The organism is Flavobacterium humidisoli, from assembly GCF_023272795.1.
Taxonomy (GTDB): domain Bacteria; phylum Bacteroidota; class Bacteroidia; order Flavobacteriales; family Flavobacteriaceae; genus Flavobacterium; species Flavobacterium humidisoli.
Window position 1 is genome coordinate 2,410,269 of sequence record NZ_CP096829.1, and the last position, 15,440, is coordinate 2,425,708.

Annotated in this window: 9 protein-coding genes; 5 read left to right on the forward strand and 4 right to left on the reverse strand. The window is 34.0% G+C overall.

All coding sequences use genetic code 11. The annotated features are described in order from the left end of the window. Positions 1–244: 244 nt before the first annotated feature. The 5 genes from M0M44_RS10715 to M0M44_RS10735 all read left to right on the forward strand — a co-directional run bounded on the left by M0M44_RS10715 (position 245) and on the right by M0M44_RS10735 (position 9,382). Positions 245–2,236, forward strand: a complete 1,992-nt coding sequence (locus M0M44_RS10715) for a beta-mannosidase (protein WP_248729737.1) — start codon at positions 245–247, stop codon at positions 2,234–2,236. Positions 2,237–2,320: 84 nt separating this feature from the next. Continuing rightward, positions 2,321–4,582, forward strand: a complete 2,262-nt coding sequence (locus tag M0M44_RS10720; RefSeq protein ID WP_248729738.1) for a GH92 family glycosyl hydrolase — start codon at positions 2,321–2,323, stop codon at positions 4,580–4,582. Between the two features lie 122 nt (positions 4,583–4,704). Further along, on the forward strand, positions 4,705–6,990 hold the full coding sequence (locus tag M0M44_RS10725; protein WP_248729739.1) for a GH92 family glycosyl hydrolase: 2,286 nt from the start codon (positions 4,705–4,707) through the stop codon (positions 6,988–6,990). Positions 6,991–6,996: 6 nt separating this feature from the next. After that, positions 6,997–8,460 (forward strand): glycoside hydrolase family 125 protein, encoded by a 1,464-nt coding sequence (locus M0M44_RS10730; protein WP_248729740.1) that lies wholly within the window; start codon positions 6,997–6,999, stop codon positions 8,458–8,460. Positions 8,461–8,482: 22 nt separating this feature from the next. After that, positions 8,483–9,382, forward strand: coding sequence for an ROK family protein (locus M0M44_RS10735; RefSeq protein ID WP_248729741.1), 900 nt, complete (start codon positions 8,483–8,485; stop codon positions 9,380–9,382). Positions 9,383–9,958: 576 nt separating this feature from the next. On the opposite strand, the gene M0M44_RS10740 is transcribed toward M0M44_RS10735, so the two are convergent. The 4 genes from M0M44_RS10740 to M0M44_RS10755 form a co-directional block, all read right to left on the reverse strand. Further along, positions 9,959–10,741, reverse strand: a complete 783-nt coding sequence (locus tag M0M44_RS10740; RefSeq protein ID WP_248729742.1) for an abortive infection family protein — start codon at positions 10,739–10,741, stop codon at positions 9,959–9,961. 49 nt (positions 10,742–10,790) lie between these two features. Then, positions 10,791–11,825, reverse strand: a complete 1,035-nt coding sequence (locus tag M0M44_RS10745) for an ATP-binding protein (RefSeq protein WP_248729743.1) — start codon at positions 11,823–11,825, stop codon at positions 10,791–10,793. A 79-nt stretch (positions 11,826–11,904) separates the two neighbouring features. Beyond that, complete coding sequence (locus M0M44_RS10750; RefSeq protein WP_248729744.1) at positions 11,905–14,046, reverse strand: DEAD/DEAH box helicase; 2,142 nt, start codon at positions 14,044–14,046, stop codon at positions 11,905–11,907. A gap of 301 nt (positions 14,047–14,347) precedes the next feature. After that, the gene (locus M0M44_RS10755; protein ID WP_248729745.1) at positions 14,348–15,040 is read right to left on the reverse strand and encodes a hypothetical protein; all 693 of its coding nucleotides are present in this window, start codon (positions 15,038–15,040) and stop codon (positions 14,348–14,350) included. Between the last annotated feature and the right edge of the window lie 400 nt (positions 15,041–15,440).

The window sequence follows — 15,440 nt, forward strand, 5'->3', positions numbered from 1 at the left end:
TATTTCAAAAAGCCGATATTTAAAAATTTGTTCCATTTTTTGAATTTAAAACGACTCATATCAAAACCAAAATAAAGCAAAAGGCAGTGGTAAAGAAGATATTTCTAGTTGTATTTTAGAGTTACTAACAAAAAATAAATTCTAAAGAGAAGGAATAAACTTGGTCATTTCTTTCCTTCTCTAAACTGCCAAATTAGTTACCTTTTTACTAATTTTAGAAGGTATTAATATAGAATTCCATAAAATGAATTATCAAAAAAAACTTCATTGTGTCATGTGCCTATTTTGGATAGGTTTTACATCAATTGCCTTTGCACAGCAGATTGATTTAAAAAACAATTGGAAATACCGTGAAGAGAAAACGCAAAAATGGTATTCGGCGACTGTTCCGGGAGAAATTCATACAGATTTGCTAAACAGTAAATTGATACCAGATCCGTTTTACCGAGATAATGAAGAAAAACTGCAATGGATAGAACGCAAAAACTGGGAATATAAAACCACTTTTCAGGTTACAGCAAATATGCTGAAAAAGAAAAACACAGATTTAGTTTTTGACGGATTAGATACTTATGCATCTGTTTATGTAAACAATCAGCTGGTTTTAAAAGCGGATAATATGTTTCGTCAATGGCGTGTTGAGGTCAAAAAAGTTTTGAAATCAGGAAATAATGATTTGAGAATCGTATTTCAATCGGCACAAAATGTGGTTGATTCGTTGGCTAAAAAAGATTATCCATTTGTAATTCCAGACAATCCACGTGCTTATGTACGTAAAGCACAATACCATTTTGGCTGGGATTGGGGACCAAAATTTACAACTTGCGGAATCTGGAAAATGCCAAGATTGGAATCTTATGATGAAAAAAATCCTGAGAAACCTTATGTTTTAAATCGAAAGATTGAATTAATACAAGAGCCAGATAGTTTGGGGAGATCTTTCTATTTTAAAATTGATGGAAAGCCAGTTTATATGAAAGGAGCCAATTATATTCCATCTGATGCTTTTCTTTCTAGAGTAAATAAAAAAGAATATGAAAAAATAGTTTTATCTGCCAAAGAAGCCAATATGAACATGCTTCGCGTTTGGGGCGGAGGCATTTATGAAGACGATTATTTCTACGATTTATGTGATAAATACGGAATAAATGTCTGGCAGGATTTTATGTTCGCTGGTACAATGGTTCCTGGAGATGATGCTTTTTTTGATAATGTAAAAAAAGAAGTTCAGTATCAGGTAAAGCGATTGCGCCATCATCCAAGCATCGTTTTATGGTGTGGAAACAACGAATCTGATGAAGCCTTTAAAAATTGGGGCTGGATGAAAAGTTTTAAAATTTCAAAACAAGATTCCATCCGTTTATGGAAAGACTATACACGTTTATTTCATGACAGTATTCCGAAATGGGTAAAAGAAGTCGATGGTAAACGTCCGTATTTAAGTTCGTCGCCTTTACATCATTGGTCAAAAGCAAAAAGTGTAACCGAAGGAGACAGCCACTATTGGGGAATTTGGTGGGGATTAGAGGATATTGAAGCCGTTCAGAAAAAAACAGGACGTTTTGTGAGCGAATACGGAATGCTGTCTTTACCGAATTATGCTTCAATTGAAAGTTTTACTTCTCCAGAAGACCGTCATTTATATTCAGATATACTAAAAGTACATTTAAAAGCGGGCAAAGGTTTTGAAAAATTAGATTCCTATCTCGGTAAATATTTTATCGATGCTTCTAAAATAAAAAAGATGAACTTGGAAGATTATGCCTATTTGAGTCAGTGTCTGCATTATTATTCAATCAAAAATATTGTTGGAATTCATCGTTCGAAAGCGCCTTACAATATGGGAACTTTAGTTTGGCAGTTAAATGATTGTTGGCCTGTAGCAAGCTGGAGTATTACTGATTATAATAACCGACAGCCAAAAGCAGCCTGGTATGCTATTAAGGAAGCGTACAGAGATGACATAAAACCAGAAACTGATTTTACACATCCGAAAGATCTGCAACTGGAAGATCCAAAAATCAGCTGGGAAATAAAAGGAAATAACATAATCATAAAAGCTCAGAAAATGGCAAAATACGTTTGCATCTCGATGAAAGGGTATAACGGAAAATGGAGCGATAATTATTTTGATTTAAAAGCAAGAGAAGAAAAAATAATTTCGTTTGAAGGGAAAATAGCAAAACCGGAGATTAAAATTTATTCTTTGTTTGAGGTTTTGGAAAGATATAAATAGAGGTTCAAAGGCTCAGAGATATAAAAGGACGTTTCGTAGAGACGCACTGCATTGCGTCTAATACAAAGAATTAAAAGATAAAATATGAAAATACTATTAAGCGGTTTCTTGGCATTAAATTTATTTTTTGCTAATCCGGCAATTTCACAGCAAAAAAAAGGAAAACAAACCGATATAAATTATACACAATATGTAGATCCGCTTATTGGTTCGGCGGGTCATGGTCACGTATTTGTAGGTGCAAATGTTCCTTTTGGAGCGGTGCAGTTAGGTCCAGTAAATATTTTTGAAGGATGGGATTGGTGCAGCGGTTATAACTACGCCAGCAATACCATTTTGGGTTTCACACACACGCATTTAAGCGGAACTGGAATTGGAGATTTAAATGATATTTTGGTGCTTCCTATCAGCGGAAAAGTTGGTTTGACAAAAGGGACAAAAGAAGATATGGTAAACGGTTACGGCTCTTATTTCTCTCATAAAAACGAAGTGACTAAACCAGGATATTACAGCGTTTTATTGGATAAATATAAAGTCAAGGCCGAATTAACAGCCAGCGAAAGAGTTGGTTTTCATAAATATACTTTCGAAAACACACACGATTCACATATTTTAATTGATCTTGCTGACGGAATTGGCTGGGACAGACCCGAAAAAACTTTCATTAAAAAAATAAGCGAAACCAAAATTGAAGGATATCGCTATTCTACAGGCTGGGCTTCAGATCAGCGTATTTATTTTGCAATGGAATTTTCTGAGCCAATCACCAATATGATGGTTTATGACAGTACAGCTGTGATGAAAGGAACAGATGGAGAAGGCTTAAAAATAAAAGCGGTTTTAGATTTTAAAACTTTAAAAAACAAACAGATTCTGGTAAAAGTCGGAATTTCTCCAGTAAGTGCCGAAAATGCATCTGCCAATATAAAAGCGGAAATTCCTGATTGGGATTTTGAAGCTGTCGTAAAATTGGCAGATTCAAAATGGAACAAGGAACTTAATAAAGTTCAGATTAAAGCTGATGAAAAAACAATGAAGGTTTTTTACACTTCATTATACCATACCATGTTTGCCCCTTCTATTTTTAACGATGCCAACGGAGATTATAGAGGAACAGACAAAAAAGTGTATGAAAAAGCCAATTTTACCAACTACACGACTTTTTCGCTTTGGGATACTTACCGTGGACTGCATCCATTATACACCATTACACAACCTGAAAAGATCAATGATATTGTAAAGTCGTTTTTAGCGATTTATCAGCAGCAGGGCAGATTGCCAGTCTGGCATTTAATGGGCAACGAAACCAATACAATGAATGGAAATCATTCTATTGCCGTTATCGTCGATGCTTATTTAAAAGGATATCGAGATTATGATGTCAATTTAGCGTACGACGCCATTAAAAAAACGGCAATGCAAACGCGTGACGGAATGGATTATGTTCAGAGATTAGAATATATTCCAGCGGATAAAATGCTGGAATCTGTTGGAAATGCTTTAGAATATGCTATCGATGATTATTGTATTGCTTTGATGGCAAAAGCTTTAAACAAAGCAGACGATTATAATTATTTTACCAAAAGAGCCAATTTATACAAACTGTATTTTGATAAAGAAACCACTTTTATGCGCGGTAAATTGACCAATGGAAATTGGAGGACACCGTTTAATCCGCTTTCTTCAGCACATCGAAAAGACGATTACGTTGAAGGAAATGCGTGGCAGTACACTTGGTTGGTTCCGCAAGATCCGTACGGTTTAATTGATTTATTTGGCAGTGAAGATAAATTTATTGCAAAACTAGATTCACTTTTTTTAATAACTGATAAAGTAGAAGGAGAAGATGTTTCGCCAGATATCAGCGGTTTAATAGGTCAATATGCTCATGGAAACGAACCAAATCATCATATTCCCTATTTGTACGCTTATGCCGGACAGCCTTGGAAAACAGCGAAATTAATTCGAGAAATCGATGATAAATTCTACTCAACAAAACCAGACGGATTATGCGGGAACGAAGATTTAGGGCAAATGTCGGCTTGGTATATTTTATCTTCTATGGGATTCTATTCGGTTAATCCTGCAAACGGAATTTATGTTCTAGGAAGTCCGTTAGTAAACAGTGCTGAAATTCATCATAAAAAAGGCATTTCATTTACGATAAATGCGGTTAATAACAGCGCATCAAATATTTATATTCAAAAAGCAGAATATAACGGAAAACCATATACAAAATCATATATCACACAAGAGATGATCGTAAAAGGAGGAGAATTGAAATTATACATGGGAAGTAAACCGTCATCAACTTTTGGGATTAAAAAAGAAGATAGGCCTCAATAATTTAAGATTTCTGATTTAAGATTTTTCGGCAACCCTCCTGCGAGATTTTTAAAACCTTGTAGGTATTTAGACAAAGATTAAAAGCTTAAAGCTTATGGCTTAAAGCATAAAGCAAAAAAAAAATGAAAATAAAGAGTTTAATTTTTTTAGGAATATTACAATCCTGTCTTTTTTTAAACGCGCAGGTAAAAGCTTTAGATCCTGTAGAATATGTAAACCCGTTAATGGGAACACAATCATTACATAATCTTTCCAACGGAAATACGTATCCCGCCATCTGCAGACCGTGGGGAATGAATTTCTGGACCCCTCAAACGGGCAAAATGGGCGATGGATGGGCTTATACGTATACGGCAGAAAAAATTAGAGGATTTAAACAAACGCATCAGCCTTCACCTTGGATGAACGATTACGGTCAGTTTTCTATTATGCCAGTAACTGGTAAATTGGCTTTCGCCGAAGATGAAAGAGCAAGCTGGTTTAGCCATAAAGCGGAGGTTTCAAAACCGTATTATTACAGCGTTTATTTGGCCGATCATGACGTTACGACCGAAATTACAACAACTGAAAGAGCAGCGCATTTTCAGATTACATTTCCCGAAAATGAAAAATCTTCTATTGTAATTGATGCTTTTGATAAGGGTTCTTATATCAAAATAATTCCATCAGAGAATAAAATAATAGGTTATACAACACGAAACAGCGGTGGAGTTCCACAAAATTTCAAGAACTATTTTGTATTAGAATTTGATAAAAAGTTTGAAAGCAATTCGACTTGGTTGGATAAAGATTTAACCACTGATAAATTAGAAGCTCAAGGAAATCATGTAGGAGCAGTTATCGGTTTTCAAACTAAAAAAGGAGAAAAAGTAAATGTTAGGGTGGCATCCTCTTTTATAAGTCAAGAGCAAGCTGAATTGAACTTGAAGAACGAATTAGGCACATCGACTTTTGAAGAAACAGTTTCACAATCTAAAGCAGAATGGAATAAAGTTCTAGGGAAAATTGCGGTAGAAGACACCAATACAGATCAGTTAAAAACTTTTTATTCTTGTTTATACCGTACAGTTTGTTTTCCTCAAAAGCAATATGAAATTGATAAAGACGGAAAAATTGTGCACTACAGTCCATACAACGGAAAATTGCTGCAAGGCTATATGTATGCGGGAACGGGATTTTGGGACACTTTCCGTGCTTTATATCCTCTGTTAAATCTCGTTTATCCTTCTATAAACAAAGAAATGCAGGAAGGATTAATAAACGATTATAAAGAAGGTGGATTTCTGCCAGAATGGTCAAGTCCAGGTTTTAGAAATGTAATGGTAGGAAATAATTCTGCTTCTGTAGTTTCAGATGCTTATATGAAAGGATTACGCGGCTATGATATCAATACTTTATACGAAGCTTTGCTGCACGGAGCCAATAATGAAGGGCCAATGGATGCTGTGGGTAGAAAGGGAGTTCAGTACTACAATACTCTAGGATATGTTCCTTATGATGTTAAAATTAATGAAAACGCAGCAAGAACGCTTGAATATGCTTATGATGATTTTACGATTTGGAAGTTGGCAAAAGCATTAAATCGCCCGAAAAAAGAAATCAGCCTTTTTGAAAAACGAATGCTGAATTATAAAAAACTCTACAATTCGGAAATTGGATTAATGAGCGGACGAAATAAAGACGGAAGTTTCCCTCCTAATTTTAATCCGTTCAAGTGGGGAGATGCCTTTACTGAAGGAAACAGCTGGCATTACAGTTGGAGTGTTTTTCATGATATTCAGGGCTTGATTGATTTAATGGGAGGAGAGAAAAATTTCACAGCGAAATTAGATGCGGTATTTACAATGCCTCCCGTTTTTGATGACAGTTATTATGGAGCCGTTATTCATGAAATTCGCGAAATGCAGATTATGAATATGGGACAATATGCTCACGGAAACCAGCCAATTCAGCACATGATTTATTTGTACAATTATGCAGGAGAACCTTGGAAAACACAATATTGGTCAAGAGAAGTCATGAACCGTTTGTACAAGCCTACTCCAGATGGTTATTGCGGAGATGAAGATAACGGACAAACTTCTGCTTGGTATATTTTCTCAGCCATGGGATTCTATCCAGTTTGTCCGGGAACAGAAGAATATGTTTTGGGAGCGCCTCTGTTTAAGAAAACAACTTTGCAGTTAGAAAACGGAAAACAGCTTATTATCAATGCTCCTAATAATTCAGAAGCTAACAAATATGTAAACGAATTAAAATGGGATAATGCTCTTCATTCTAAAAATTACATCAATCATTTTGATGTGTTGAAAGGCGGAGAATTAAATTTTGATATGACCAATTCTCCTAATTTTAAAAGAGGTGCAACAAAAGAAGCATTCCCATATTCTTATTCAACTTCAAAATAAAAATATATGCAGTCACGTAGAAAATTTATAAGAAATGCAGGCATTTTTTCAGCAGGATTACTGGCACTTCAGACAGAAGCTTTCGGATTTAATTCAGATACTTTTCAGTTTCCACTAAAAGATTTTGTTTCAAAAAGGCCTCCTGTTGCCGAAAGAAAATTTACGAGTAAAGCAATTGAAGCCGCTATCGTACGCATTAAAAAACAAATTGCCAATCCTGAACTGGCGTGGATATTTGAAAACTGCTTTCCAAATACCCTAGACACCACAGTCGATTTTGAAATTATCGATGGAAAGCCAGATACCTACGTAATTACAGGAGATATTGATGCTATGTGGTTAAGAGACAGTACAGCGCAGATCTGGCCGTATATTCCGTTTGTAAAAGAAGATCCAAAACTGGCAGAATTGGTAAAAGGAGTAATTAATCGTCAAGCGAAATGCATTCTTTTGGATCCGTACGCAAATGCCTTTTATAAAGATTTTACAAAAGAAAGCGAGTGGAAAAATGATCTTACCAAAATGCAGCCTGGAATTCATGAAAGAAAATGGGAAATTGATAGTTTGTGTTATCCCGTTCGATTAGCACATGGATATTGGAAAGCAACAGGAGACATCAGTTTGTTTGATTCAAAATGGAAAGAAGCGATGCTTTTGGTTCTGCAGACTTTTAAAGAACAGCAGCGAATGGATGGCAAAGGCGGACCTTATAGTTTTCAGCGTCAGACGGCTTGGGCAACAGACGGCGTTCCGCTAGGAGGTTATGGTTATCCTGTAAAACCTTGCGGATTAATAGTTTCGACTTTCAGGCCAAGCGACGATTCTACTTTATTCGGTTATCTGATTCCGAGTAATATGTTTGCAATCGAAATCTTAGGATATCTGATTGAAATTTTCTCTCTTCCAGCCTTAAAGGATAATGATTTGGTTGAGAAAGCCACAAAATTAAGAGATGAGGTTCAGAAAGGTCTTAATGAACACGGAATTATCAATCATCCAAAATTCGGAAAAATCATAGCTTTTGAAGTAAACGGATACGGCAGTTTCCACATGATGGACGACGCCAATGTGCCATCTTTATTGTCATTACCATATTTAGGCGCTATTGCTCCAAATGATCCTTTATATCTGAATACAAGAAAAGTGGTGCTGTCTGAGAATAATCCGTTTTTTTATAAAGGAAAAGCAGGAGAAGGTATTGGTGGTCCGCATACAGGAGTAGATACGATTTGGCCTATGAGCATTGTTTTGAGAGCCATTACAAGTGTAGACGATAAAGAAATAAAGGCTTGTATCAGCAATTTAATTAAAACAAACGCCGATACAGGATTTATGCACGAATCATTTCATAAAGACGATGTAAACAAATTTACCCGTAAATGGTTTGCTTGGGCGAATACATTATTTGGCGAAATGATTGTACATACCAGTATTCATTATCCTCAAATTTTAAAAGACAAAAATATCTAGTACTAAAGCTAAATAATTAAAAATGAATACATCATACGCCATTGGGCTGGATATAGGAGGAACGCACATTACAGCTGCGGTTATTGATAAAGCAGAAATGAAAGTTCTTGACTTTTCGCTTTGTAAAGAATCTTTTGATTCAAATATGCCAGCAGATCAGGTTATGAGTATCTGGAAAAAAGTAATCAGCACCGCAATAGAAAATTCTAAGATTAAAGATATTGCAGGAATTGCAATTTGCATGCCTGGACCATTTGATTATAAAAATGGTATTTGCTGGATTAAAGATCAATCTAAATATGAACATTTTTACGGATTAAACATTCGAGAATTGCTTTTGGAAACTCTAGATTTTCCTGCAGATTTTCCAATTCTTTTTGAAAATGACGCTGTTTGTTTTGGAAAAGGAGAAGTTTTTAAACAACAGGAAAATCTTTCTAAAAAAGTAATGGCTGTAACATTAGGAACAGGATTAGGAGCTTGTTTTATTGACAAAGGAACATCAATAAGTTCAGGTAATTCTGTTCCCGCTGATGGCGAAATATACAATCTATCTTATAAAGATGGAGTTGCAGAAGATTATGTTTCGGTTAGAGGTCTTTTATCCCATTACAAATCATTAAGTGGTAGCGATCTTAATAATGGTTTAGAACTTTACAATTTAGCGAAAAATGGAGATCAGAAGGCAATTGAGGTATTTAAAAGAATGGGAGAGGACTTAGCAACAGTCGCAATTCCATGGATTGCCAACTTTACAGCAGATCATATTATTATTGGTGGAAAAATTGCCAATGCAAGCGATTTGTTTTTGTCTTCATTTAACAAAACAATTCAGAAATCTGGTTCCGAAATTCAAGTTTCCATTTCAAATGACAATGAAGTTGCAGCCTTATTAGGAGCAGTCAGTTTTCTTTGTGATTAAAATAAAAACGGATGAGGTAAATAAAACTTATCCGTTTTTGTTTTACAGTTGTTTTAAAGCTTCTTAGTTTGCCTTTGTAAAAGTTTTATCAGTTCTGTGGAAACAGCATATTTTCTATTAAAAGCAATAAAAAAATCCTTTAAATCGTAAGATTTAAAGGATTTAACTTTTAGAGTTTCTTTTGAAACTTCTGCTGGCGGAGAAAGAGGTACCGCTAACCATATTTAGATCCCAGCAATTGCTGGTGTTTTTAGCATTTTTTTTAACTTGGTACACCCATAGGTACAGTACAAATTTAACTCTCAAGTTGTTCTTCAAAGATAAACGATTTGTACCAGATACTAATTAAAATAGGGAATTAAATATATTTTTTTATCCTTAAACATGGAATAAGATAATGTTAGAAAAATTACCTTCCTAATTCTTTAGGATCTTTTTTAAGAGTGAATATATCTTAATTTTTTGTAGCAGGACTGCTTAAATACTGGGTATTTCAGCTTTTCATTTCTATTGATCAACTAACAGATCAACTTTAAAAACCTGCCTGTCCGCAATGGAAAAAAAGTACTAAAAAATTTATATTTTTTTACCCCCTAATTGTAGAAGGCGCAAATAAAATATTGCAAGTTCGCTGGAGGCTGAAACTGCAAGTTTTGCATATATGGAATCAAGACTTTTAAACTCAGGGGAATGACCATGCCCGGTTCCGTATGAATTCCGTAGTTCAGTTATCCCATGGGCAATGTTTGAGAAACCTGCTAAAATTTTCGCCACCGATGCTTTTCCTAGTTCTGCATTTTCTACTTCAAATGGAAGTAAATTTATATTCTTGTTGGCTTCCTTAACCAATTTGGAGACATCCCAGGTCTTATCAAATTCTATATTTTTTTCTGTCAATATATGTTTGCAGCATGTTTCAATAAGCTCTTTTGAAATTCCTACAGCTAAATGAGGATTGCTTTCAACAGACTTATTCATAAGCCTGATTTGTTTATTTACGTACTCCTGGGTAAGAAATTCGGTAATAATTTCGGCTTTCTCATCTGCCTGTTTTTTATTTTCTTCCCGGAGATAAGGCCGCCATGTTAAATCTCTTACGTGAATTCCTTCAGACTCGCCAGACTCCCTAATTGCCGATTCGATGGCTTTTGTTTCTAATGAATACTCATCTAGTCTACGGTATGTCTTTAAAGGAACATCTATAATAACTTCATACAGATAGCTTTCCATATCGCTGTCCATCGAGAATAGGGTGTCGATGTAGATTTGATTAATTTCGCATTGACTTAAAAATGCAGCGGCAGTATCTTCTTCCAGTTCTGTTAGCCAGCTGTAGATGTGCTCTTTAAATTTATCCATGTAATTTTATTAAATTTCCTTCGACCCTTTCTAAAATAAAACTCTCTTCTTATCTTTTTAAAATAGTCTTTAATAGATTTTCTCTTGTAGTACCAAGCTTCTTCTGTTTTTCTGCAGCCGTAATATTCTCAAGTTTATAACTTAATAACTCAGCTGGATTGTTGCCTGAAATTCTGCCGAGTGAAAAATTAAGTTTGTATTCTGAGAATTTTAGAGGCGAATTTTTGCCCCCAAAAATTAGTACTATGTCTATTTCGGATTGATTCTTCTCTTGTATCTCCTCTAAGTCAAAAACAAGCTTTTGGCTTAGTTTATCAGGTGATCCAAAGTGCAGTATCTTAATATGACCATTATTTATAAACTCATGTCCCTGCATTTGATAGTTCGGAGAAAGTGAAGGTTTTAAGCTTCCTTCAAAACGCGCCTGTGGACATAAAACCCTGTAGGAAACGTCATATTCATTCTGCAACTCTGAAAAATTAATAATAATTATAGAAATGTCTAGATAAGACCTTTTGTGATCATAACTGCCAAATTTTTCAAGATTTATATAGCCTTCAATGTTGGGATATGTAATTTTTTTAAACAAAGCTTCGATTAGGTAATGCGGAGCTGGTTTTGTCTGGCCGTCCAGTCTTGCCCAATATGTATTTTTGAACTGGTGGGGACTGTAGTTGCTTTGCTGCACTTCAAAAACATAAATGTAATTTTTGTCTTGCTCTAAAATATTTATATTGATATTTATTGGAAGAGGTGTAATTGAATCAGATATTCTGCTAATCAGAGAATCTTTCTCTAATAGATCTGATACTGGCGAGAGGTTTCCTTGAAAAATTGTTATGTCATGCAATTTTTTTGCCAAAGGTGCACCCCAGATTAAAAGGCCTCCGCTGGAGTTTAAAAAAGCGCAAATGCCTCTGATTACCCCTTCCAGATTCTTACCGAGATTACCGAATTGAGGATGATAGGCTTTAAATTCGATCTTATCAGACTCTTCCTTTTCTGCATTAAAGAATGCCGTTATATCCGAATAATCAAGTTCCTCCAGGTTTTTTCCAAAATAACTATTTGAAAAGTTAGTCATGTTTTAACGTTTTAACAGAATTTATAAAAGTATAAATAAAGCAACGATATTTTAAATATTTTAATTTAAACAAAAATCGTTATCTAACATATTTGTTTATTTCGAACTGCACAAGTTCAGGCTGTCTGCGAATGAACTGCTTAAAATCACTGTTAGAAATCAAATTGCCGTTATCATCAAACTGAATGTTCTTAATCTGCTCGTTTTCATTTAAAAGCCTTATTATATTAGGACCAAGTCCTATCCTTGTCAGATTGATTAAATTAACGTCAGCAGTTCCATATACAGCTAGAAAGTATGCCTTTTCACTTATGAGATTGAAATCAAACAAAAATGCGATAAGCTTTTTAATTTTAAAACTGACAAAATCCTCTTCCAGTTTTATCTTTATAAGAGCAATATTTGCCAGTCGCTGTCTATTTTTATCTTGGAGATTAATGTAAACTTCTTGCTGGGTTTCAGAATTAGTGTAAACAGCTGATTGTCTAATTGTATCACCAAAAGAACTGCCTATATACAAAAACGGATCAGCAGTTTGAGCCTTTATTTCAAAATATTTAATAGTATCGTTAATTTTTTCCTTTAAACCAAACAGCTGGAATAGTTCAATATAGTATTTATAATAATTTCTTGCCTTTTCATTTTTTAAACGTTCCACTTCAAAATCCTTTATTTCATAAGAAAGGTTCTGTATGAAGACTTCATAAATTGTCTGAATCACATTATCAGGATCTGTAATCTTCTGAATGTTTGAAATGACAGTAGGAATTATGGTATCAACATTTTTATAAAAATCGTCTATGTTGTTTTCAATAAAGTTTAATTTAATTCTGTCACTCTGGTTTTTAGCCTCTCTATTGATTAGAAAATCAGTAGCATCAATTATCCTATTATCTTTTATAATTTTGGATTCCTTCTCATATCTGCTTAATCCTAAATTATCGACATTATAATTTTCCAGCAGCGGATTCTTATTTTCATCTGTGAATGTATGCTCACGAAGCAGGACTATCTTGTTTATCATGTTGCTTCTGGAATCGGTGTAAGTTTCACTGTCAACAAAATGTATGTTAGAAATGATTTTTTCTATTGAGTTTTCCCTGAAAACATAATTAAGCCTGTTGACCCTTCCTATTAAATTATTCAGTCCTTTTGCTTTCAAGCCAAAAGTAGATGTAATGTAAAGGTTATCAATTGGGAAATTGATGCCTTCCAGAATAACTGAGTTTGCTACAACATATTTGAATTCAGGCAGTTCTTTGTAATTATATTCAAGGTATTCTTTTAATATTGTCGGCATTTTTCCGTGGAGATAAACGATGCCCTTTAAAATATACTGAACAACATTTATGTCTTCGGAAATCTCAGTTTCTATTACTTTGGAAATTTTGCGGATAGTGGGACTTTCAATTTCAACCGAAATATTATTATATATTTCTTCTGCAATTTTTTCGACATTTTTTGGTCTGTAATTGTATACAAAGTTTTTTTCCTTTGATCTGGTTGTAATGTAGTCAATGAAATTAGTATTTGATGCTAAAGGGTACAAATCATCAGTAAATCGATTGTAAGCTGATAATCTGTTTCTTTTGTCCAGATAAAAGACTTCATATGCTTTTAAGTTATGTTTTATAACGCTTTCTGCTATTGGACCTTCAGAGGTGTTTTTTATTTTTAAATTTGAAATATCAGATACAAGCGGTGATAAAAACAATAATCTCTGGTTTTTATTACTTTTATAATTAAGCATTATAAGCCTGGAAAGGAGTAAATTACGGCTATCAGTACTTAATAAATTATGAGCCTCATCTATAAATAAAATATCAAAACAGATATTGAATTTATTAATCAGCCTTGTTGCCCTTTCCTGAGTAAGAATTCCAATAAATTTCTCCTGACCGGTGTACATTTCGTCATGGAGTATAAGTTTATAGTTTAGGTTTAGTTTTCGTATGTCATTGTAAGTTTGTGTGATAAGTGATTTTGTCGGAACTATAACAGCAATCCTGTTAAACTCATTCTGGAGGATTACTTCTCGCACAATTGAACTTTTACCATACGAAGTCGGTGCAATATAGGCTGTGTCTTTTGTTTTAACACTGCTGAAAACTTCTGCTGACCTATTGTACTGTTCAATTGTTTCTATATAGCTGTCTCGGCCATAACGTTTACTGATCTGCCGATTTATTATGGATTCATGCAGGAAGTTTTCATCCAGCATTCCGTTTGTAATTAAGTAATTAGAAACGGGGTAAAATCCAATCTGTAAAGAGATGTCATATAAAGGTTTAAAGTTTTTATGAACAAAACTGTATTTGAGTATGATATAATATGCAATATTAAAATATCCTTTTAATCTTTTGTCTTCATTATAATATTGAAAAAATATCAAAGCCGCACTTAGCATGTATTGCTGTTCATGCTCTTCCAACTTGGTATTAAGCACTAGTTTAGTGAAGGAGCTGTTAAAGTACTCATTGTTTTTAAGTCCTGACAGCTGTCTTTTTTCACTGCTTGTAATTTTACTCATTTAGATAGTTAATAAATTGCTGAATAGAATTTTTGTTGATGCATAAAACATCGATCTTCTGAAATTTGTAGTCTTTTGTCAGGCTTTCAATTCTGACTTTTAGGTCGTCTTTATCTATAGTTGCAAATCTTGCCCCTAGGTATATTGTCGAACTTGGAATTATATTATAATTGTCGATTTTACTGAATTTCTTCTGTACGTAGTCCTGAGAGAGCTTTTTTAAAGTTTTCGAAATATTTTCATTGAAATTTACACTTCTGTGTACCGAATGGTTATATGCATTTCTCCATGGATCATTAACTGCATTTGTACCTTCTATTTTCTTTTTAAGATCATTGTAAGCTTCACTTATATTTCCATTGTGGGTTGAATCCATAGTACTTTCCAATGAAGATTTGCTTTCGTAAACGAAATAGAGGTCATTTTGAAGATATAATCCGTCAAAACCTTTTTTCATTCCTTTTTCTTCAAGATTTCTAAATAGAAAATGCTGTTTGAAGTTGTTGCTTCTCAGGTAAAGATGGCAGATAAATTCTGCAACTATTCCTATTTTTTGCACAGCGGACTTATTTTCAATCAGATTTATTAATTCTTGTTTGGTTACTTTCAGGTCTTCAATACTTTCAATTTCTTCATTGTCTCCATTCCAGATGAAGTGCAAGTTGTTTTCAATGTACTTTTTCAATCTGTCTGAGTACTGATCTATATTGATGCAGTGCAGTGTAATTTTGTCAGAAATTTTAATCTTGTGTCGTCCAAACATTTCGGGTATGCAGTATTAGAATTTATTATTTATTTGAGGAAGATAGGCTTTATTATATAGGCATGTAGGGTGTCGTGCAAATATTAAAAATATTAAACTTTATACATTACGGAAAACCGTATCGTTTTTTTAAACATGCAATAAAAATATCATTTAAATAACTTTTAAGCACAGGTAGAAATACCTGATTAGTTTACATAATTATATGAATAAAGATGGATTTTAAAGCAAGAGATTGCGATGGCAACTTTAACCTTCGTATCTGCATTGAATTATTTTAAAAACTTGTTGTCTTTGTGTTGAATAAAGGTAATCTCTTTCA